Genomic DNA, 21,434 nt, shown 5'->3' on the forward strand with positions numbered 1-21,434 from the left:
TAACAAAAAGTTTTTCGATTGTAGAAATTGGCCTATTCTAGGTAATACATCATTTTTGAGTATTCTTACATACTCTTCTAGTTCATTAATTATTATTTAGATTTCTAAAGCTTTATAAAGGTAATAAATAAAAACGGATATATAGGCACGATGTCTTTAAGGAACCCTATCACAAAATGATCGCGCAATGACACGGAGGTCTATTTATATGCAAAATAAGAGTAAAAGAACTTACCCAATAAAAGGTAGATTCTTTTACTCTTAATACATAAGTTTATTTTAAATTTACTAATTAAATTTAAATATTTTGCTTTTGTTATATTATCTATTAACATGTCTATCAAATTGAACCAACAAAAATATTCCTTATTTAAACAGGTTGAGAAATTGGTAAATAAATTTCTACCGAGGTTCCTACTCCAACTTTACTTGTTATATGAATCCTTCCTTGATGACTTTCAATAATTTTATAACTAATCATTAGACCAAGGCCTGTCCCTTTTTCTTTCGTACTATAAAAAGGTTCTCCGAGTTTTATAATTCTTTCTTCCGGAATACCTATTCCCTCATCTGAAATACAAATAACTACCTCATTGGCGTTCATTTTTTTAGCAGTAATTTTGATTTCCCCTCCATTTGGCATTGCTTCAATAGAGTTTTGTAAAATATTGATAAATACTTGCTTTAATTGATTTTCGCAGCAATCAATATACAAGAAGTCAGGATTTGTTTGGCATGCAATATGAATATTTGTCATAATTGCCTTTGTGTTAATTAATGACACAACATTTTCCAATATAAAACAAAGGTTCTTCCTTTCGAAAGAAGTAATCTCAGGTTTAGCGATCGATAAAAACTCATGAATGATAGATTCGATTCGCTCAATTTCAGAAATCATGAGTCGAAAATATTCTGTATCATGCCTTTCTCTAGTTTGTAATAATTGTATAAATCCTTTAATGACTGTTAGAGGGTTTCGTACTTCATGTGCAACTCCTGCAGCTAGTTGACCAACCGCAGCTAATGTATCTGACTTATTTAATAATTCTGCCGTCATTTTCTTCTCTGTAATATCACGAACCATAACCATAACTTTATCTGTTAAAAGCGGCAAACATCTTGCTTCAAAAAAATAAGTACTATCATGCATTGGTAAGGAATACTCTACAATTTCCAAAGAAGGTTTCTGTTGTATTTTTGCAATTGCTTCGTGCAGCTGCTGGGCGACATCTGAAGGTAAAACTTCTTGAAATCTTTTTCCCATAAATTGTTCGACAGGTACATAAAACTTTGATGGGCAGCCTGCCTTATAATCAACAATTGTTCCGTCAAAATCTGTTAAAAAACATAAATCTGGTAGAGCTTTAAAGATTAATTCTAACTCTGAAGATTTTTCTATAAGTTTCTTTTCTACCTTTCTTCGATGTGTAATATCAATGCCAATTGCCCAATGGCTTAATCCAGGGACAGGGAACTTATCTGATATATTTGACCACACAATCGTTTTTTTATCACCATTTTTACAAGTAAGCACCATTTCCCAATCTCGGAAGTTTTTACCTATAACAGAAAATTCATGTAGCAGTTGATTTCGGTATCCTTCATCGGGATAGAGTAGTTCTAGAGCATGAGGATTTTTAATAATTTCAGCTGCGCTATAACCTGTTACTAGTTCGCATTCTCTATTCCATACAATGAAAACACCTTCTTCATCACATGCATTAACTAAAACCGGCATGTTTTGTAAAATGGTATATAGATTTCCAGCAGGTATGAATAGATTTTCTTTAAGCTGCTGTAATTTACTAGTCATTAATGCTGCAAGAGATTTGAAATATATTGTGCAAGACTCAACAAGGTTTTTGGGAGCAAAAATGATGAAGGCACCAACAGCTTGTTCATTTATTATAATCGGAACATGAATTTTTATATGTAAATTTAAATCGATGGATTGTGCACCGTAATGAAATAATACCTCTCCATTACAATCAAGAAGCTGATGTGAAATATGTGTTAAAAGATAAAATTGTTCTGTTATTGTTTGTATTTCTTCAATATTAATAAGTTCTGTAAGCCGGTACATATACTCCCACCTCTACCTCTATAAATGTAATTTAAATGTATTTATATTAATTTTTTAATTATGTCTAATTTTTAATTTATTTAGCTTTTTTATTATACGAGTTATATTCATTAAGGTACATAGAAAAAGAAAAGTTATTTAGAAATTTTTTGTTTTTCAATAGAATTGATGAGGAAAGTAGATAAAAACAAAAAAAAGAGAACAAATTCCAACAAAATTTGTTCCCCTTTTTTCATCATTAACTATTTATCTCGCATTAACGAACAGTAAGTCTTTCACTGATGGAAGTTTCATTTTATATTATTTAAGACATAGCGGCGAAGAGCATAAGCAACACCGTGGTCATCATTTGAAAGTGTTTTGTATCGACAAATTGCCTGGATTTCTTCTACTGCATTTCCCATGGCGATAGATATGTTAGCTTTCTCCATCATAGACATATCGTTTAAACCATCACCAATTGCAACAGTATGTTCTCTTAATATATCAAGATGGTTCGCTAACGTATATAAGCCATTTCCTTTTTGGGCGTGAATATGATTGATTTCAAGATTGTGCCAGTAAGATGCAGTAATTGATAATTCCTTATTATTGATGAATTGATCTTTTAATAACTTTAAACTTTCCTTCTGATACGAGAATGGTAGAATTTTATGAATATGAATTTGCTTTGAAAATAGTGGTTTGCAACTTGCAATTTTTTTGATTTCAGTATGCTGTAAATATAAAGCTGCTATATGCTCTAGTTCTTCTTTATCAGCATATGAATCAGATTCTATTATAAAATCCATCTCAAATTGAACGCTTTCTTCGCCATATTCTGGAACGTATACACCTTGATCTGTATACAATTGATAAAACATTTTTCTTTCTTCTAGGTAATCAACAATTTCTTTCGCATGTTCATTTGCTATTGGAAATCGATGCAACATTTTATTATTTGAATACAAAATTGCACCGTTTTCTGCAATAATTGGACATTTTAAATTTGCTTCTTGCAAAAGTTTTTGGACATCTATTATAGAGCGCCCTGTACAAATAGCTACAACATGCCCTTTTACCTGACATTCCTTAATAGCGGCAGCATTTTCTTCACTAATTATCTTCTTTGATGTAAGAAGAGTTCCGTCTAAATCAATTGCAATAAGTTTCATTCTATTCCCTGCTTTCGTTTCTATATAACGATTGATATCGTTCTCATATATGAGTGTATGCAACAACATCTTAGTTATAATTTATGAAACGCATTTCAGGTCAAGGGTTAAATGCTGGTTTGGAATAAAATTTGTTCAAAAAGGTCCACTGCATAGGAGTTTTCTTTAACTAGCGGTCTGTTCACACGTCGGTTCAAATTCACTTTATATTGCAATTCCCTGAAAAATGCTACTAACTTTAAGAAGCTATATTTCTAATGAATATTGAAAATAAAAGAAGAAGATACATATCCGAGCCTTAAAAATCATATTTAGTAACGATTGATGGAAATTAAATTTTGGAGGATATAATAATGAATGAAAAACATCATAAACAGAGGCAATCTTTATTAGAAGAAAGCCATTATGAGAATCGAGACTCCAATGAGTCAGCTAAACTTCATTCCCAGACGATCGGCTCTAAGGGACCTGTACTGGAACAAGATGGTGTACTACACGAAACCTTACAAGAATTTATTCATGAAAAGATTTTAGAAAGACCTGTTCATGCAAAAGGATTTGGTGCATTTGGTTATTTTCAAACGATATATTCGATGTCCGGACATACAAAACTGAGCTTTTTACAAAACCCTAATCAGAAAGTTCCTGTTATGGTTCGCTTTTCGTTAGCTGTCGGTATGAAAGGAACACCTGATACATCTAGAAATGTACGTGGTTTTGCTACAAAGTTTTATACAGAAGAAGGCGCTTTTGACCTTTTATGTAATCACATTCCTGTCTTTTCTGTTCGTGATGCGATACGATTTCCGGAATTTATTAAAGCATTCTCACCTTCACCAAAAAATAATTTAATTGATCCTGATAGGTCCTGGAGCTTTGTAGCAAGAGCTCCTGAATCGATTCATTTTGTTATACGTTTATACTCTGATGCTGGTACGGTAAAAAGTCTTCGCCGCATTCCAGGACATAGTGTAAATACATATGTATGGAGAAATGCTCAAGGTATTAGAAAGTACGTTAAATACCATTGGTACCCATTTGAAGGTGTACAATACATTGATCGCGAAGAAGCAAATAGATTAGCCGCTGAAAATCCTGATTACGCTGGCCAAGATTTATACGATGCGATTGCGGGTGGTAAACCGGTGGTATATGGCTTATATGTCCAGCTCATGGATCCAAAGGATGAAGCAAATCTTTCTTATGATCCTTTAGACGCTACAAAAGTATGGGATGAAAAAGAGTATCCCCTAATACCAGTAGGCAAAATGCTATTAAATAGAAATCCTGATAATTATATGGAACAAGTAGAAAAAGTCGCCTTCTCCGTTTCTAATTTACTAGACGGCGTAGAATTATCTGATGATAAAATACTGCAGGGCCGTGCCAATATTTATAGTGATTCTCAAAGAAGAAGAATTGGAGCTGAATTTCGTAAATTACCGGTTAACCAACAGCAAAATTGGACACCAGCTAATCAAATTACAAGTGGTGATGGGAGATATGTTAAAGGCAAACTAGAAAGAGCTTCTATAACAAAGCAAGACGATTTTGGGCAGGCTAGTGAATTCTATACGAGGTTAACTCAAATAGAAAAAGAACATCTTGTCGAAAATTTAGTTAGTGATTTGAAAGTTATATCTGATGATATTAGAAAGAAAGTTATGGAGTATTTCAATAAAGTATCATCTGACTTAGCAAAGAGAATTGAGATTGAAATGAAAAAGTGATAAGAAGATTAAAAAACGTCATTTTTACGATTAAAATGATGTTTTTTTGTATGAAATTTATTAATTTCCACCATGTTCTTAATAACCGTATACTTTCACAAATACTACAATTGTTGCATTGAATTGAACTACCCCCATCTACCGCTTCGCGCTTGAGGTGGGGGATTAATCGCCAGATATGATAAAATTTAATTAAAAGTATCGCGCGAACCCATATTTTACGATAAATAAAAAGAAGCCAAAGTGGTCATGTCCGCCATTGGATTACTCGGCGCAGGAAATGAAACTACAACGACACTGATTTCCAATGTATTTTATTCTATGCTGTTTGACCAGCCGGGTATTTATCAAGAATTGCGAGCAGACGTATCGTTGGTTCCCAAGTTGATTGAGGAAGTGTTGAGTTTTCGCTTTCCGTCTACAAATGATCGTAAGGTGGTGCAAGATACTACGATTTTTGGACACGAAATGAAGCAAGGACAAATGATTATGGTATGGACTGGCGCTGCTAACCGGGATGAATCTCAATTTACCCACGCAGAAGAGTTTGATATCCATCGACCAGAGAATCAATCCCATCTCGCCTTTGGATCCGGTCCACATTTCTGTTTGGGCGCCCCGCTCGCTCGGATGGAAGCGCGCATCGCTTTGACTTCATTTGTGAAACGGTTCGCCGATATCCGTCAAGTAAAGGAGTTTGATGTTATCGAGCATTTGACCGATTCGCCGATGGGCCAAACCTTAAAGAGTTTACCTATTTTAATTGATCATAAAAAATATGAATGAAAATGATATTTATTATCGATAATATAAATAATAAAAGGGTAACCTATATCGTGGTTACCCATAGAGAGTTAAACTTCTGGTACAAATGTTTTACAATCTGTTTCTTTACTATCAGATGCCTGTTTACCTGTATGACTTACTACATAAATCGATTCTGCATTGCACTTATTTCCATTACCCCAGTACTGGCAGTTATTTACTTCACAAAGAACATCTTGAGCCATAGTATGACACCTCCTTTTTATTTAGTATTAACAGCATCGAGAGGTGTCATACTGTTTCGTATTCATTTGTCTAGAAAGATAATGGTAATTCTTCTAATGATCGCATTAAATAATTACCACTCCACTTTATATCCTCTCTTCTTTCTTTTATTTTAAGGCCAGGCATGCGATGTAATAAGGTAGAAATCGCGATCTTCGCTTCTAAACGAGCGAGCGGCGCACCAAGGCAGAAATGAATGCCGTGCCCAAAGGAAATATGACGATTATTTTTTCGTGTAATGTCAAAAACATCAGCGTTTGAAAATACCTTTTCATCACGATTGGCAGAGGCTAATGAAATAATAATCGCATCTTTTGGCTGAATATTTTGACCATGTAATGTAAATGATTCCGCAGCCCAGCGCATAGTCGTTAATTCAACAGGGCTGTAAAAACGTAATGATTCTTCAATTGCCGAATCAATTAAATCAGGATTTTGTCGCAGAAGTTGCAACTGATCAGGATGCTCAAGCAACGCAAACGTCATGTTTGTAATTAAATTTACAGTTGTTTCATGTCCAGCAACGATAAGCAGCATAATCATCGAACTTAATTCAGGTGCACTTAATTTTGTTCCTTCGCTTTCTACTTGTATTAATGCACTTATTAAATCGTCTGAAGGATCTTCTCGTTTTTTATCTATTAAATATTGTAGATAGTGAATGAATTCACCTAGTTTTTTATCGACTTCAAGAATAGCTTCTGGCGTCTCTGGAGAATCAATGACTGCATGTGACCATATTCTAAATTTATCTCGATCTTCTTGAGGGATACCAAGCATCTCGCTTATCACAATAATTGGTAGCGGGAAAGCATAATCGTTTACAAGGTTTATAGTGTGCTGGTGTTCTACTTTATCTAGTAAAGTATCAGCAATGGATTGGATACTATCTTTCAGCTGTAAAATCATCTGCGGGGTAAAAGCTTTTTGAACAAGGGATCTTAGGCGACTATGGTCAGGTGGATCAAAGTTCAGCATTTGTTTTCTCAAAAATTCTCCATTTTCTAGTGTAAAAGAGGCTTTAAATTCTTCTTTACTAAATACATTTTCAGCATTTTTCAGTAATCGTGCATCTTTCAAAAGACTCACTGCATCTTCATATCTTGTAATAAGCCAATTATGAGGATATACCTGATAGACAGGATGAGATGCGCGTAAATCTTTGTAAATGTCATATGCTTCATGCTTAAATTTTGATGAAGTTAATTGTATCTCAGGCAATGTATTGCGATTCAATTCATTGTTTGAAGACATACTTCCAACCTCCATCTTTAGAAATAATTGGTGACCATGGCACCTAATGACCATTATAACGCATTGGATTTTATAAAAGTTGAGAAAATTGCGACTGAATATTACTTTTTATGTTGAAACAAAAAAGAGATGTTCAGATATACACCCATTTCTTGTTGATTTATATAATGTACTACTCTAACTTTACTATGTTAGGTACATCTTCTCTATCATATTTTTTTTGTGTATGTATTTCCATCTGGAGTTACAAATAACAAAGTAATCTTGCCACAAACACCGGAGTAAAACTGAAACTCCCCTTGTGAATTTGTAACAGTGCGTTCCTGATTAGCAATTGAATTTTCATAAACTTTCACATTAGATACAGGTTGATTCTTATAATCAACCGCAACAGCTTTGATTTGAACAGCATTCGCTCTACAATCTAATTCATTTTCATTATGCATTTTATTGAATACAGCAATCACTATTCCAAAAGCAACTATTACAATACATGTAAGAAAGGCTATTATTCTTCTTTTCTTCAAGACGGATCGCCTCTTTTGTTTCGTATTCATACATACTTTTTAGCTATCATAGTTATTGTAAGAAGAACTATTACTTTTTTGGTTTTTGATTTGTTTTAGTTGTGCCACAATCATAATGCTAATGACAACGAGTAAAAACCATGAACTAATTTTTCCAATGTGAACGAGTTTCCATGTTCCATGTTGATTTGGATATTGCCACGCTCCAAAAAAAGTTGCGATATTTTCTGCAATCCAAATGAAAAAACCAATCAATAAAAACGAAAGAACAAGCGGCATTTTATATGTAATTCCCTGCACAGAAAAATGAACATAAGTATGAAAAAAGACTACAAATAATAAGGCTGTTAAAAACCAGCGGAAATCATACATAAAGTGGTGTGTGAAAAAGTTAAAATAAATCATCGCCCCCAGTGGTATCGTCCATATCGCATTTGGCCATCCTTCTACTTGCAAGTGTAGCCTGCGCCATGCCTGACATATATAGCTAGCAACACTCGCATACATAAAACCACTATAAAGCGGCACTCCCATCACCTTTGTCCATGCTTGTTCTGGATAGGACCAAGAAGCATGGTGTACTTTATATATTTCTAATGCTAACCCAATGAAGTGAAAAACGGTAATCACTTTGAGCTCGTCTTTTGTTTCTAGCCCGGTTTTATACATTCCATATTGAATAAAGAGGCAGACGAGTAAGATAAAATCATAACGGTATAGGCCAGGAATATGGATAAACTTCGAAAGAGCAAGTGTTAAAAAGATTAGTACAGGAAAAATGCAGGAAAGAGCTTGTTGATAACCAAAATAAAATAATTGTCGTAAATATACCATTCTTACTCTCCTTAAATCGTGTATCAGCTGTTTGATAACTACCATTTATTTCATTTTTGAAAATCTTTCTATAATCTTCGCCTTAAGAAATATTTGGTAAACGTAGCATTTAATCCTCATTATAACGCATTTGATTTTATGAAAGTTAGGAAAGATACAATCGTATATTACTTTTTATATGAAAATAAAAAAGGAGATGTTCACATATACATCTCCTTTCATTCGCTATCATTTTTCTGGCTGTGCTAATCGTACATTATAAGACCTCATAGAATGCAAGGATCCTGTCATATGAAAAATCCCCTTTTGTATTAATGTTTTCAGGCGATATTCAATAAAATCGTCCCCTACGCATTGCTCAAAATGTCCTAAAACTTCTCCAACTAATCGAGCAGACTTATAGAATTGATCTGTAAATCCATCAGTTTCTAAACTTTTAGCACATTGTATGATGAAATGATCCATATAGTCTTTAGAAACAGAAACAACACGATTATTCTCCCAAATACGTAAAACTGCGTGCTCTTCGCGTAATGTTTCCCATTCATTTTCAAATACTTGTCGCTCTTCTTTTGTTAAAGGAGATTGCTCTTTATATGCTTCGCGTATTGCCATTAATCTGCTAGGAGCAAGTTCTGCGGTATGGCGTACTGTGTAATCCAAGTTTGGTGTGCGAAATAACTTATCAAAACCATCAGCTGTATTCACGACATATATATGATGAGTAGCCTCTTTTAGTAAAAATAAAACAAAAGTAAGTCCTACATGTTCATATGCATTATTCCCTGTCCAAATTGTAATCGGAATATGAGATGGAATCGCATATGATTTTTCTAAAATTGCTTTCATTTCTTGCAAATATTCTTCATAAAAGCAGCCGTCTATCGTTAATTTTTCCTGGAGCCATTGCTGACGTGCCACTTGCCCTGCTTCTTCATCTAAATGAAAAAGAGGTCCAACAGAAAAAGCATCGGAAAATAACAAAACGTGCTCTTCTTGAATGTTCGCTTCTTTTAAAGCGCATTTTAATGACCCTGCTGCTGAATCACCAAAAGCGATATGAACATGTTTACTTTTCGTAATATCAGTTTTTTGTATGTACTGTTGAATCAGTTCTTTTGGTGTATTTATAAGTGAAGTTAATGTTTCTTTATTAAAATGTGTTTCTAGTGAGTGAAGTTGTGTGAGTATATTGAAGAGCACTTCCTTTGCTTCTTCTTCAGTTAAGTGTTCGAGTGTTTTCTGTAAATGTTTGAGCATAGTTTCTCCTTTATGTGTGTATTATTATTAGGCATATAATTGGCATAGGCTTTACGTTACTCAACTTCCTCTTCTAACCAAGGAATATAAATGATATAACTAACTTAATAGATACAAAATATATTTGACTGTTTCTCATATCAATTATACATTATCTACATACTCAAAAAGGAAGAATAGCTAATCATGCCGGTAATCTAATTCGGCAAAACAACAATTGAATAAGACATCCAGTATACACAAACAAAAACAATTAACGTAACAGTTGAATGAAGTGTACAAATATTAGCACCTAAAGGCATTCCTGATGAGCAGCTACTTCCTGTATTAAAAAGAAAAGCATCATGGATTGCAAAAAAAACTACGTGAAATTAATAACATTGAAGATCCTATCAAAAAAGAATTTGTAAATGGAGAAAGATTTTCGTAACTTAAGTCGTAATTAGCGATTAAAAGTATATAAAACAGATATACTATCCCCTTCCACTTTATAATATTTGCAAGGAAGGTTTATTGCGAAAATCCTAGATGATATGGAGAATGCAATGGAGAACAATGAGACAATTGTTTAAAGAATGGTAGATTTATATTTTCCTTCATTATTTTCTCATCAAAAACCAAGCTGGTTTATTATTTGTCGTTCGATTCCCTTTCGCCATATAATGGAAAAAGATTTTATGTTCTATTAGTGGGAATAAAATTTTATTAAGCTCCCTACCGCCAATAATCCATAATGTTCCGCCGCGATTGCGTTTATCTAATATTTCGACATCTTGTGCTTTCAAATATGTCATAAGATCAAACTGCGTGGCTTCTGCCTGCTCTTGCTGTGCATCTTGTTTTGATGTTGTCTCGCTTTTTTTATTTGTTAAGTATGAACCAAATAAAAACCAAGCTGGTTTATTTTTTGTCATACGATTGCCTCCTGCCACAAAGCGAAAGAATATGTTCTTTTCTTTTAATGGAAATAAAATTTCATTTAACTCCCAGCCGCCAAGCACCCACAATGTACTTCCAAATTCACGTCTGTCAATTACATCTACATTGTATTTTTGAAGATATGTAACTAAATCAAAAGTTGTGTCAGGTACTTGTTCTATTTTTTCTTCATTAGAAATAGCAATTGGTGTTTCTTCTATTTTCTCTTCATTAGAAACAGCAATTGGTGTTTCTTCTATTTTCTCTTCATTAGGAATAACAATTGGTGTTTCTTCTATTTCCTCTTCATTAGAAATAGCAATTGGTGTTTCTTCTATTTTCTCTTCATTAGGAATAGCAATTGGTGTTTCTTCTATTTTCTCTTCATAAGAAATAGCAATTGGTGTTTCTTCTATTTTCTCTTCATAAGAAATAGCAATTGGTGTTTCTTCTATTTTCTCTTCATTAGAAATAACAATTGGTGCTTCTTCTATTTTCTCTTCATTAGAAATAACAATTGGTGCTTCTTCTATTTTCTCTTCATTAGAAATAACAATTAGTATTTCTTCTTGTTTTTTGAAAGCGACATTGATTATCTCTTGTTGTTGCATCATTTGTGCGAATACTTCTTGTATCGTTGTTTGAATGGATTTTCCAATCGTTTCTTCCACTGTTTTACTTAATAGTTCTGTTAATTCATCGCTACTAATCTCAGATGTCATTTGTGGTATCTCCGGATCGCGATATTCCGGAGCTTTGAAGCTGAAATCGCCATATAACTCCATAAACCAAACTGCGATTTTAAAAACAGTACGATAAATTTGTATGGATTCTACGATACTACCGTAATGCACATTATGGGCAGCTTTATTGCCGATTTTATGAATTAAGTCAAAATAATTACGGAACTTTTCATCTATAATTCCTTCATGAAATAGCTTATATATGCGCTCTATATACTTTATCTCATATCCACTTTGTAAATTTTCTTTATCCCAAATCTCATTTGCAACAGCTTCTCCAAATAGACGAGCTTTAACGATTGTTCCATGCGGATCATTATAGATGCTCTTTTCTATGCTATATGCAATATGAGCTAGGTTTGGATACTGCGGTTGCAAAAAGGCGAGTACATATTTTTCTTGCATGATGTCCTCCCTGTTATTAATGTATTTTTATTTATTTTACTATAAGATTGTTGATTATATATTTTGTCTTCATAAAAAATTTCGATATTTAATATACAGTGAAAAAACCCGCATACCCCATTGATTATTACAGGGTATTACGGGTTTTTATAGTTGTACAAACATAGTTTCTAAGCATTATAACGATTTCTTCTTCGTTCCATTCTAGTTTGTCCTTGCTCTGTTCCGTTATGTTGCTCTGTTTGTGTTGTATGGTAAGTTGGTATTCTTTCTTTATGATTTCGTTCATACGGACGAGTCTCTCTTTGTTTGGAAGACTTTTTACCGAACTTGAATATTTTAAATTTAATTCGTGGTAAACTCGGAATGCGAATTTTAAATGTAGGTCTCATTCGCTTCTTTTTTTGTTTAAATATGGTTGTTTTTTCTTGTCTGTTACTACTGTTATCACGATGTAGTGCATTTGCAAGTAATCCACCAATTAAAAATCCTGCTACTAGAATAATTAAATACAATCGTTCTGTTGTGAGTAAGTTCATCATTCGCCCTAAAACCGCTAATGATTGAATTTGTTTTATATCCCACAACATAGCACCCCATAATGCGAGCAAACCTAGTGTAATTGCATACGTGCGGAATCGAAATAAAAACGGAATCACAGCAATACATGCAGCGATTTTTGCATTTGCTACTAAAGAGCTGGTTGATACGAATTGATTCCAAATAGTCAGCAAGAGTGTGATAAATGCTGTATAAGCTACCCAACTAAATATTCGTGAATGCATTCGTTTTGCATGATAGCTTCCAAAACTAGTTAAAAACAATAATCCTCCCATATATAATGATAATTGTAGAGGCATTTGTTTCATTATACCCGCAACTGGGAACAGGACGCTGAGCACCATTAACAGTACATCAAGTTTCTTCACAATTCTCAATCCCTTTCAGCTTTCTTTCTAGCTTCTATATCATAATGGTATTTTTCTATTTTGTATATGTATAATTCGTCAAACAACTACATTCTTAAAAAACATCTTAATCCTATTCATGCCAAAAAGTAAACAAAAAAACACAGCTTTAATTAACAATAGATAGCTACTTTTTAATAATGAAATGACAAATCCCGCTACTTATAAAAGAGCGGGATTTTCACATAATCGTATGTAAAGCTACATCAGATCTTTCCGATACAGATTAATTACATCTTTTAAAGCTGCAGCTGCAGCTCCTCTTGGATTAGAAGCCCCGCCAATAGAAGTAACTGTTCCCATTGTATCCGTGTAAAAGGTAATTCCTTTTTCAGTTCCTATAACGCTTGCTAGTGAGTGATTATGTTCTACTGCATATGGATGTACTTCAAGCCGCACTTCTCCTTCATCTGCTTTATATGCTTTCGCTAGAAGTTTCATTTGCTTTCCTTGTTCTTTTGCTTTTTGTATATCTTGTTTTGATAGATTTTCTATCCCTTCAATGCTTATATCTTCAAGTTTATATTCTGTATGCAGTAAACTGTTCGATAGCAGCAACAACTTACAAGCACTATCCATTCCGCTTACATCTAATGAAGGATTCGTTTCAGCAATTCCTTGTTGCTGCACTTGTTGCAACGCTTCTTCGTATGAAGTTTTGTCTTCATGCATTTTCGTTAAGATATAATTTGTTGTGCCGTTTAAAACTCCTTCTATACGTTCAATTTTACATCCTGCTAAGCTGAATTGACCAATATCTAATGTGGGAAGTGCTGCAGCTGTTGCACCGCTATAGCGAATACGAATATTTGCAAATCGAGCCGCTTCGTTTATTTCTTTCCATGACGTGACAAGTGCTCCTTTTGAAATAGAAACAATATCCATTCCGTTTTCAATGGCCTGTAAAATATACTGCTTTCCTGGATTGCCGTTTTCGAGATTGGTTGGTGTGGATTCAATGAAAACATGACCGTTCATTTTTTCGTTATTAACAGAATGTTGTTCTAAATATTTGTGTAAAGCTACTGATCCCTCACCTAGTGTAAGTAAAGTGTCGATACAAAGTCCTTCTGGATGATATAATTTCAAATCACGTCCAATAATACCAACAAGGACTAAATCTAAACCGAATTCTTTTTGAATAAAGGATGATTTTTCATGAATGAGTTTTACAAATTCTTTTCCAACGGTGCCGTAACCGGCAAGAATTAATTTTACCTGCATAGTATCCTCCATAAATAACTACAATAGTTTCTGCTTTGTTATTAAAAATCCTTATTAAACGGATATAAACCCTCACATTATACATATACCTTTTAGTTATTATAATATGATTATTTTACATTGTATTTTCTGAAATTTTATTTTTCAATGATAAATATAAAACAAATTGCGGTCCAATTGGCCCTATTCTACGATGTCCTCTATCTTCAAATCCGACTGTTGTATATAATTTTTGAGCGGGAATATTTCTTTCATTGACCGCTAAAACAATTTCCTCTATGTTCGGAAAATATGTATCTACATAATTCGGTAGCTGATATAGCGCTTGTTTCGCATATCCTTTACCTTGTTCTGTATAATTAATTGAAAATGAAACGAGTAATAAAGAATTTTCTTTATTTGTATATTCCTGTACACGATTCCCTGATTGCAGCGCAAAAATACCGACTGGCTTGTCGTTAGCTAATATTACAATAGGATTCCGAGTTACATCCTGCTCTGCTTTGGCTAAAAGTTCCATTGGATGAGATGTAAATTGCACTTGTTCTTCAGGTAAAGTAAACGCTTGTAGTGATTCTTTAAATTTTTCCGTATATGGAACGAGTTGAATAGATTCATTCATTTGCATGACGTATATCCCTCCATTTATAAAAACATATGTTTCCTTTTATACAAAATCATACAACATTTTCAGTAATAAACAAAACATTCAGTTTTTGTTTCAAGAAATAATCCCCGTGCTGTATAACACGGGGATTATTTTACCGTTTTAAATTTTGATTGGATTGATCAACTTGTTCTTGTTTTAGTTCATTTTGTTCACTTTTGTTTAATTGTTGATCATTTTCTTTAGTTGGATTGATCTTTTTGTTTTCAAATACATCATTTGGTACTTGCGGCATTACACGACCAACTATTGCTGCGAGTTCATCAAGAATGCCTTCACCAGCTTTTCCTTCTTTTATTCGTTTGCCCATGTCTTTTAACCGCTGATACGTATCGATATCTGCTACAACTACTGCATTTGCTCCGAGTGGGTCATGCTTTATGCTTTCCGCTACTGAGTATTTGATTGTCTCTACCCTAGAACGGTCTAGTTTTGCGTTGACATCGATTCCGACAACTGCATATTTTCCAAGTACAACTGCTGTTGCATCGTTTACACCTGGTACGCTCGCTGCTAATTTTGCCAAGTGATCCGCCACTTTTTCATCTGATTTATAAGTAACATCCTGATTTGTTTCGCTTTTTGTTCTTATTAATTTAGCATTCGAAGTTGGACTTGGACTCGCTGCATTATCGTTCTTTTTTGTACTGCAGCTTGCTAATAGAAGCAAACAAATACAAAAGTAAAAGATTTTCCTCAAAGGTGTCACTCCTATTCATTAGTCATAAACTTGTTCTACACTTTGTAATTTTTTCACTTTTTCTTCCATGCCATTATTGGCATTAATAAAGATTTGATATGTGTCTTTGCCAAGTGTCCCTAAAAATTCATAACATAGTACCTCTTTATGCAAGTCATTTACAACGACTGCTTCACGTTCTTCCATAACTTTTAAATTGGGATTGATTTTCTTCCGTGCATCCGAAACCGATAATGTTGGTTTTGGGAATTTTAAATCTTTACGAGAAGCTAAATAGTCTTTTGCCGAGAAGCCGACAATCGAACCATCATCGAGTGCAATTTTCATTTGAATGGATTCCGGATATATACGCACGTTGTCCCGATTCGTTACAAATGTGAAAACACCGACAGAATCGTATTGCGAACTTTCATATAACTCCATGTTTTTGAATTTATTTTGTTTTAAAAAGGAAAGCCCCTTATCTCCTGCATCTTTTAAGCTAATTTTTTGTTCTTTAATTTCCCGATTGTTCATGACCCAAATTGGAAAGCCACCTTGTTCAGTAATGTCCATATTCGTTTCACTATTTGTCTTTGGATCCTTTACAGTAATGCTATAAAATTTTTCTTTTGCTCCCTTACTACTTTTTTCAACAGAAATGTTTTCAGATCCCTTTAAGCTAAGGAAAGATTTTGCAATATTTATTGCTTGGTCTTCCGAAATTTTTGGACCAGATATGTGCGTCTCGCCTTTTTTCTCTTTTTCCAAACTTGTAAACGTTGGTCCAAAATGGCTTTGGGAGTAAGATTGACTGTTTTTTTCCACTGTTTTAAAGCCATCGATGATTGTGTTGTCAGCTGGATTATTATTAGAGGCAAGAGCTAATTCAACATCCATCCAACGTAAGTTGTTTTTTAGGGCAAGATGCTGTACTTTGCGCAGTTCATCTTGAATATTTGCAGCATTATTATATAGCTGCTGGAGTGTATTATATTCTTGATCGTTTAATGGTTCTTTATCTAAATCGCGTATAGCTGTACGGTAACTAAAGTCTCCAATATTCGATAGAAATTCTTCTGTTTTATTAAACGGAAGCAATGTAAGTGGCAATTGGCCAATATCAGAGTGTGCCTGAGATGTGATGCGCCACACGTCAGCTAATGCAGGTGATAATGATGTTCGTGAATTCATTGCTAATGTTGTCCCAATTTTATCGTGTAATAAATCGACTTGATACGCTAAATCATGGAATGCCCGCTGGTAGTTATTTTCAGCATGAATTAATACCGCATTTTTCTCTTGGTGTTCTTTATATCCCCAATATCCTGTACCTACAACTCCAATTGTTAATAAAACGATAATGAGACCTCTAAACATATCTCATCCACCTCCTAACTAGTTACAAAAAATGTGTCTTCCAATTTTTTTAATTTGCGGACGACTCCAAATCCATTTGCTTGTTGCTGTATCTGGATTAAAGTAATAAATCGCGCCTCCAGATGGATCCCATCCGTTAATCGCATCAAGTACAGCTTTTTTTGCTGTTTCATTTGGTGTTAAATTGATTTGTCCATCCGCAACAGCGGTAAAGGCACGCGGCTCATAAATCACACCTGCTACTGTATTTGGAAAAGACGGGCTGCTGACGCGATTTAAAATAACAGCTGCTACGGCAACTTGTCCTATATAAGGTTCACCGCGAGATTCTCCGTATACAGCATTTGCCAATATTTTAATGTCGTTTTGCGAATATCCATTTGGAACATTTGTACCTTTATTTGGTGCCGGTTTGTTATTTTTCTTATTTGCTGTGTTATTTGATTGTTTTTCATATTTTGTAGCTTTAACGAGTTTTTGTTTTGTAGCTGTACCTGCAAGTCCGTCAACTGGTAACCCGAACTTTTGTTGAAAATTCCGAAGTGCCCAATATGTACCCCATCCAAAGACACCATCTACTTTTCCATTGTAAAATCCAATATATTTGAGCCTTGATTGTAGTTCGATTACATCTTCTCCAGAAGCTCCTCTTTGAATGACTTGATTGGAAAAAGCCTCTACCTCCTTCTCATGAACACTACTTACTAACAAAGCGGCCGCCAATGTTATGAGTAAAAGCGGTACTTTGAAGAAAGCTTTACGACGCATAGTTCAACCTCCTTGAATATGGCGATGATTTCAAGGTTATTTTTTGTAAATGATGCGGTTTTATGTAATGAAGACAAAAAAAGGCAAATTCATATGAATTTACCCAAGTGTAAACACTATAAAGTGAAACTTCCTCCCCGCACTGATGGTCAAACCAATCGGGCTTTTACGAGCAGTATCTCCTACCTACCTTCTTTGCTTTCCTCTGAATCTTTGAGGCTGTTCATGCGGGATAAAAAATTCGATAAAGGAGCTTAATATGACACGTTTATTTACTCGTTTACTTCTGTGTATTGGACTTACTGCAATTATCTTAGTTATTTATAAACCTTTTCCTGCTGTTCATGCGCAGCCACCATACGCGAAATGGGGAAAACTTGCAGTGCAAAAAACGAAAGAAAAATACCCACAAGCTGATATTATCGATTATCTTCATATAGGAAGAAGACCGAAAACAGTAAATACATCAGTTGAAAAATTTAAGTTGTGGTTGCGGGATAAGAACGGAAAAGAATTTGGGGTATTTGTTGATGTAGAATTTGAAACAAAAACAGAAAATTTTATAAATATTTATTTCAAAGAAACACCGAAATAAGAAAAAATAAAATATCACAACAGAAGAACAAGCTTTATGTAGAGTGGGTTTACAAGTAAACTAATGTTGTTTTGATTGCCTTTTAAATATTTATGTTCGGAATGAACAATCACAGATGTGTATATTCTTAGAAGCATGGTTGTCGGAATACACTTAATCATTACTTTATGCAATTAAATGTCTCGAAATAAATGGATTTTAGATTGCATATAAGTATTGTACAAATTATGTAGGTAGGTTTGTCATTTTACAATGCAACTCGTATAAAGTTCAACTAGCCATCAGTGGTTTTTTCAGCTTCCACTGATGGCTAATTGAACTGATTGGGCTTTTATAGGTAAAATTTGTCCTTTTTAATACGTTTCTTGTAAATGGTTCATAAACAATTCAAGCGGTACCAACCCCCGTTTTGGCATTTGGCTACTAATAACTGCAACTAACTCTAATTGCGGTACAATAATAATATATTGACCGCCATATCCCATCGCAAAATATGTATGGTATGGTATGTTGAAGTTGTTTGGATCTAATACCCACCAATGATAACCGTATGCCCCAATATGTTCGTATGTTGTAAATCTTTCTTGATGGGATTGCTCAATCCAGCTTGAAGAAACAAGTTGCTGTCCGTTCCAATATCCATTTTGTAGACATAACAAGCCGATTTTCAGCATGTCTTCTGCTTTCATTTTCATGCCAAAACCACCGACAAAAATCCCCTGTGGATCTTGCTGCCACTCATAGTCGGTAATATGTAAAGGATCAAATAGATGTATCTTTGCAAATTGTTCCGTCGTCATGTTAGTTGTTTTTTGTACAATATAACTTAACAAATGTGAAGAACCTGAATTATAATTCATTTTTGTTCCGGGCTGATTCATCAGGGGCTTCTTTAAAATATAGTCTATCCAATGATTGGACTCAACAAAATCATTCGGGAAAACAACACCATTTCCAAATTCCTGCCATTCCTCACCCGTTGTCATCGTTAATAAATGATATATAGTCAGATCTTGTTTTTCTTTTGGTATATTTGGAATCCACTCTACAATGGGTGTATGTATACTATGGATATATCCTTTTTCAATTGCAATGCCAATTAGAATAGAGATAATACTTTTTGTTATCGAATTAATTTTATATACATTTTGTACACATTTCTCTGTTTTATAATATTCTGTAACGATTTCACCTTTTTGATAAATGAGAAAAGCATTTACTTTTCTCTTCTTAAATGCATGTTCTAATTCTGGTAAGTTCAATAGAAACTCCTCCATTACTACTTATTGCTAATTTGACTATTATAACGGAATTTAAAATGAGAAACAAAAAAGAGTAGATTTTTTCTACTCTTTTTATATGTATTCATATGAGCGGTTTGTTTAAGGAAGCGGCGGATTATCCCATTCTTCGCGTTTCCAAGGTGCTTGGCGAGGATCACTATATTCATCTGAGTATAAGAGATAAGCCGGATCACCGTAATAAAATGTATCAGGAGCAGCTACATATTTTGTTACACCATCAATTGGATCATTGCTATAGAGAATCCATGGTTGATTCGTTTGATCTCCTTCATCAAGACGTCCGTTGTGTTTTGTGATATCTCCATTATAACGAATTTTCACTCCATCTTCTTTATCCCATTTCATCGCATGAGCTCCTCCATCAACACCAATTAAAGGATGCCCATCATCTTTTGGGACTTCTGCCCATGTCTTTATTTTATAACCATTGTGGCTCGATATAAGCAGATGAATTGGAACACCATTTTTTAAGTAAACAAAATACTTTTCCCAATCGTGTTCATGGTTGTTAATCCAATCATTGTCAGCATAATAAAGCCAATATTCATATATTTCATATTCTCCTCTTTTAGCAATATGAAAATAAACAGCTGGTTGTTGATTATTGGGACCACGATTTGTTACCCCTGTTGATCCTATCCCTGTTACAGCATTTCCAATTTTGAAACGAATTTCATTTTCTTTATTATGTTCAATATCGTTATCATAAGACTGGAAACGAAATGCGTGAGGGAAATTTTTTTCTCCTGTATCCATCCAATCTGTTCCATCAAACTGAAGTGTTGCTAAATAAGCAGATGGATTGGGAGCTGCTTCAACATTTGATGAAAGAATTCCAAAAGATGTCCCTATTGCAGAAAATAATATGAGTGTCTTTTTAAAGACATTTTGTTTACTAAACATAATTTTTTCACCTTCTTTGTTTCGTATAAGAATAATATAATTCATAATTTCAATTTAAAAATATGCAAATAAGCATAAAAGCTTTTTCATAGAGAAAACTTTTATGCTTATTGTTTAATCGTTTATAGTTTTGTTCGAATAGCCCAAAGCTCTGGGAAAAATGATTGATCCAGTACACGTTTTAAATAAGAAACGCCTGAAGAACCGCCAGTTCCCATTTTATGTCCGATAATACGTTCTACAGTTTTCATATGACGGAAACGCCATTGCTGCAGCCAATCTTCGATATCGATTAACTTTTCAGCCAGTTGATATAAGTCCCAATATTTCTTCACATCTGAGTAAACTTCTAACCATGCTGCTTCTACTGTTGCATCTGCTTCATATGGTTGCGTAATATCACGCTCCAGCACACTTGGGTTAATTGGAAATCCTTCTTTTGCAAGTGTTTGAATTGCAACGTCATATAAACTCGGTGTATGAAGTGCCTCATCCAGACGAGCGTGCAATTCTGCATCTTTTTCATAGATTTTTAGAACATGTGGCGTTTTATAACCAAGCGCAAATTCAATCATTCTATATTGAAAAGATTGAAATCCGGAGGCTTGACCGAGTGAATCGCGAAATTCAATATATTCAGCTGGTGTGAGCGTAGCAAGAATATCCCATGATTGGATAATTTGCGATTGAATTTTTGAAACACGTGCAAGCATCTTAAAAGCGGGTGCAAGCTTTTCGTTTTTGATTGATTCAATAGCTGCTTCTAATTCATGTAAAATTAATTTCATCCAAAGCTCGCTTGCTTGATGAATTACAATAAATAACATTTCGTCATGATGATCAGAGAGTCGTTTTTGGCTAGATAGTAAGCTATCTAGTTGTAAATATTCCCCGTATGTCATGTTATTACGAAAATCTGTATGAATTCCTTTTTCCATAATTACTTTTTCATTTTCCTTCATATGTGGACATCCTCTCTATGCAGTGG

Annotated in this window: 20 protein-coding genes; 3 read left to right on the plus strand and 17 right to left on the minus strand. The window is 34.1% G+C overall.

Annotation, left to right across the window (positions count from 1 at the left end; genetic code table 11):
• Positions 1-370: 370 nt before the first annotated feature.
• The gene (locus ACFQZ1_RS24245) at positions 371-2,083 is read right to left on the minus strand and encodes an ATP-binding protein (protein ID WP_377884716.1); all 1,713 of its coding nucleotides are present in this window, start codon (positions 2,081-2,083) and stop codon (positions 371-373) included.
• Between the two features lie 290 nt (positions 2,084-2,373).
• Positions 2,374-3,237, minus strand: coding sequence for a Cof-type HAD-IIB family hydrolase (locus ACFQZ1_RS24250; protein WP_377884717.1), 864 nt, complete (start codon positions 3,235-3,237; stop codon positions 2,374-2,376).
• A 353-nt stretch (positions 3,238-3,590) separates the two neighbouring features.
• Here ACFQZ1_RS24250 and ACFQZ1_RS24255 point away from each other — a divergent pair, with 353 nt between their 5' ends.
• Positions 3,591-4,967: a catalase gene (locus ACFQZ1_RS24255; protein ID WP_377884718.1), complete on the plus strand. Its 1,377-nt coding sequence runs from the start codon at positions 3,591-3,593 to the stop codon at positions 4,965-4,967.
• Between the two features lie 249 nt (positions 4,968-5,216).
• Positions 5,217-5,753, plus strand: a complete 537-nt coding sequence (locus ACFQZ1_RS24260; protein WP_377884720.1) for a cytochrome P450 — start codon at positions 5,217-5,219, stop codon at positions 5,751-5,753.
• Positions 5,754-5,821: 68 nt separating this feature from the next.
• Here the strand turns inward: ACFQZ1_RS24260 and ACFQZ1_RS24265 are convergent, their stop codons facing one another.
• The 12 genes from ACFQZ1_RS24265 to sleB all read right to left on the minus strand — a co-directional run bounded on the left by ACFQZ1_RS24265 (position 5,822) and on the right by sleB (position 17,644).
• Positions 5,822-5,977 carry a DUF1540 domain-containing protein gene (locus tag ACFQZ1_RS24265; RefSeq protein WP_377884721.1) on the minus strand — a complete coding sequence of 52 codons (156 nt, stop codon included), beginning with the start codon at positions 5,975-5,977 and terminating at the stop codon, positions 5,822-5,824.
• A 70-nt stretch (positions 5,978-6,047) separates the two neighbouring features.
• Positions 6,048-7,271 carry a cytochrome P450 family protein gene (locus tag ACFQZ1_RS24270; protein WP_377884723.1) on the minus strand — a complete coding sequence of 408 codons (1,224 nt, stop codon included), beginning with the start codon at positions 7,269-7,271 and terminating at the stop codon, positions 6,048-6,050.
• A 209-nt stretch (positions 7,272-7,480) separates the two neighbouring features.
• Positions 7,481-7,798: a hypothetical protein gene (locus tag ACFQZ1_RS24275; RefSeq protein ID WP_377884725.1), complete on the minus strand. Its 318-nt coding sequence runs from the start codon at positions 7,796-7,798 to the stop codon at positions 7,481-7,483.
• Positions 7,799-7,837: 39 nt separating this feature from the next.
• Complete coding sequence (locus ACFQZ1_RS24280) at positions 7,838-8,632, minus strand: DUF817 domain-containing protein (protein ID WP_377884726.1); 795 nt, start codon at positions 8,630-8,632, stop codon at positions 7,838-7,840.
• Between the two features lie 228 nt (positions 8,633-8,860).
• Positions 8,861-9,892: a DUF1835 domain-containing protein gene (locus ACFQZ1_RS24285; protein WP_377884727.1), complete on the minus strand. Its 1,032-nt coding sequence runs from the start codon at positions 9,890-9,892 to the stop codon at positions 8,861-8,863.
• Positions 9,893-10,491: 599 nt separating this feature from the next.
• Entirely contained in the window at positions 10,492-11,958 is a 1,467-nt protein-coding gene (locus ACFQZ1_RS24290; RefSeq protein ID WP_377884728.1) for a hypothetical protein, read from the minus strand.
• Between the two features lie 170 nt (positions 11,959-12,128).
• Positions 12,129-12,887, minus strand: coding sequence for a DUF3959 family protein (locus ACFQZ1_RS24295; RefSeq protein ID WP_377884729.1), 759 nt, complete (start codon positions 12,885-12,887; stop codon positions 12,129-12,131).
• Positions 12,888-13,127: 240 nt separating this feature from the next.
• Positions 13,128-14,150: a homoserine dehydrogenase gene (locus ACFQZ1_RS24300; RefSeq protein WP_377884730.1), complete on the minus strand. Its 1,023-nt coding sequence runs from the start codon at positions 14,148-14,150 to the stop codon at positions 13,128-13,130.
• A 115-nt stretch (positions 14,151-14,265) separates the two neighbouring features.
• On the minus strand, positions 14,266-14,778 hold the full coding sequence (locus ACFQZ1_RS24305; RefSeq protein ID WP_377884732.1) for a GNAT family N-acetyltransferase: 513 nt from the start codon (positions 14,776-14,778) through the stop codon (positions 14,266-14,268).
• Positions 14,779-14,911: 133 nt separating this feature from the next.
• The gene (locus tag ACFQZ1_RS24310; protein WP_377884733.1) at positions 14,912-15,517 is read right to left on the minus strand and encodes a YhcN/YlaJ family sporulation lipoprotein; all 606 of its coding nucleotides are present in this window, start codon (positions 15,515-15,517) and stop codon (positions 14,912-14,914) included.
• A gap of 18 nt (positions 15,518-15,535) precedes the next feature.
• Positions 15,536-16,876, minus strand: coding sequence for a germination protein YpeB (ypeB, locus tag ACFQZ1_RS24315; RefSeq protein ID WP_377884734.1), 1,341 nt, complete (start codon positions 16,874-16,876; stop codon positions 15,536-15,538).
• 18 nt (positions 16,877-16,894) lie between these two features.
• On the minus strand, positions 16,895-17,644 hold the full coding sequence (sleB, locus tag ACFQZ1_RS24320) for a spore cortex-lytic enzyme (RefSeq protein WP_377884735.1): 750 nt from the start codon (positions 17,642-17,644) through the stop codon (positions 16,895-16,897).
• 259 nt (positions 17,645-17,903) lie between these two features.
• Here sleB and ACFQZ1_RS24325 point away from each other — a divergent pair, with 259 nt between their 5' ends.
• Complete coding sequence (locus ACFQZ1_RS24325) at positions 17,904-18,239, plus strand: YqzG/YhdC family protein (RefSeq protein ID WP_377884736.1); 336 nt, start codon at positions 17,904-17,906, stop codon at positions 18,237-18,239.
• 353 nt (positions 18,240-18,592) lie between these two features.
• Here the strand turns inward: ACFQZ1_RS24325 and ACFQZ1_RS24330 are convergent, their stop codons facing one another.
• From ACFQZ1_RS24330 to kynA, 3 genes are all read right to left on the minus strand, one after another.
• Positions 18,593-19,516, minus strand: a complete 924-nt coding sequence (locus ACFQZ1_RS24330; protein WP_377884737.1) for a serine hydrolase domain-containing protein — start codon at positions 19,514-19,516, stop codon at positions 18,593-18,595.
• A 105-nt stretch (positions 19,517-19,621) separates the two neighbouring features.
• Entirely contained in the window at positions 19,622-20,446 is an 825-nt protein-coding gene (locus ACFQZ1_RS24335) for an NPP1 family protein (protein ID WP_377884738.1), read from the minus strand.
• Between the two features lie 122 nt (positions 20,447-20,568).
• Positions 20,569-21,408 (minus strand): tryptophan 2,3-dioxygenase, encoded by an 840-nt coding sequence (gene kynA / locus ACFQZ1_RS24340; protein ID WP_377884739.1) that lies wholly within the window; start codon positions 21,406-21,408, stop codon positions 20,569-20,571.
• Between the last annotated feature and the right edge of the window lie 26 nt (positions 21,409-21,434).

Origin of the sequence: Bacillus sp. CGMCC 1.60114, assembly GCF_042676365.1 — a bacterium.
GTDB lineage: Bacteria > Bacillota > Bacilli > Bacillales > Bacillaceae_G > Bacillus_A > Bacillus_A rhizoplanae_A.

Coding starts and splice junctions, on each gene's coding strand:
- ACFQZ1_RS24290 (WP_377884728.1), bottom strand. CDS start 11,958: ATGCAAGAAAAATATGTACTCGCCTTTTTGCAACCGCAGTATCCAAAC.
- ACFQZ1_RS24265 (WP_377884721.1), bottom strand. CDS start 5,977: ATGGCTCAAGATGTTCTTTGTGAAGTAAATAACTGCCAGTACTGGGGT.
- ACFQZ1_RS24335 (WP_377884738.1), bottom strand. CDS start 20,446: ATGTTTAGTAAACAAAATGTCTTTAAAAAGACACTCATATTATTTTCT.
- ACFQZ1_RS24330 (WP_377884737.1), bottom strand. CDS start 19,516: ATGGAGGAGTTTCTATTGAACTTACCAGAATTAGAACATGCATTTAAG.
- ACFQZ1_RS24250 (WP_377884717.1), bottom strand. CDS start 3,237: ATGAAACTTATTGCAATTGATTTAGACGGAACTCTTCTTACATCAAAG.
- ACFQZ1_RS24300 (WP_377884730.1), bottom strand. CDS start 14,150: ATGCAGGTAAAATTAATTCTTGCCGGTTACGGCACCGTTGGAAAAGAA.
- ACFQZ1_RS24260 (WP_377884720.1), top strand. CDS start 5,217: ATGTCCGCCATTGGATTACTCGGCGCAGGAAATGAAACTACAACGACA.
- ACFQZ1_RS24285 (WP_377884727.1), bottom strand. CDS start 9,892: ATGCTCAAACATTTACAGAAAACACTCGAACACTTAACTGAAGAAGAA.
- ACFQZ1_RS24255 (WP_377884718.1), top strand. CDS start 3,591: ATGAATGAAAAACATCATAAACAGAGGCAATCTTTATTAGAAGAAAGC.
- ACFQZ1_RS24280 (WP_377884726.1), bottom strand. CDS start 8,632: ATGGTATATTTACGACAATTATTTTATTTTGGTTATCAACAAGCTCTT.
- kynA (WP_377884739.1), bottom strand. CDS start 21,408: ATGAAGGAAAATGAAAAAGTAATTATGGAAAAAGGAATTCATACAGAT.
- ACFQZ1_RS24245 (WP_377884716.1), bottom strand. CDS start 2,083: ATGTACCGGCTTACAGAACTTATTAATATTGAAGAAATACAAACAATA.
- ACFQZ1_RS24270 (WP_377884723.1), bottom strand. CDS start 7,271: ATGTCTTCAAACAATGAATTGAATCGCAATACATTGCCTGAGATACAA.
- ACFQZ1_RS24305 (WP_377884732.1), bottom strand. CDS start 14,778: ATGCAAATGAATGAATCTATTCAACTCGTTCCATATACGGAAAAATTT.
- ACFQZ1_RS24325 (WP_377884736.1), top strand. CDS start 17,904: ATGACACGTTTATTTACTCGTTTACTTCTGTGTATTGGACTTACTGCA.
- ypeB (WP_377884734.1), bottom strand. CDS start 16,876: ATGTTTAGAGGTCTCATTATCGTTTTATTAACAATTGGAGTTGTAGGT.
- sleB (WP_377884735.1), bottom strand. CDS start 17,644: ATGCGTCGTAAAGCTTTCTTCAAAGTACCGCTTTTACTCATAACATTG.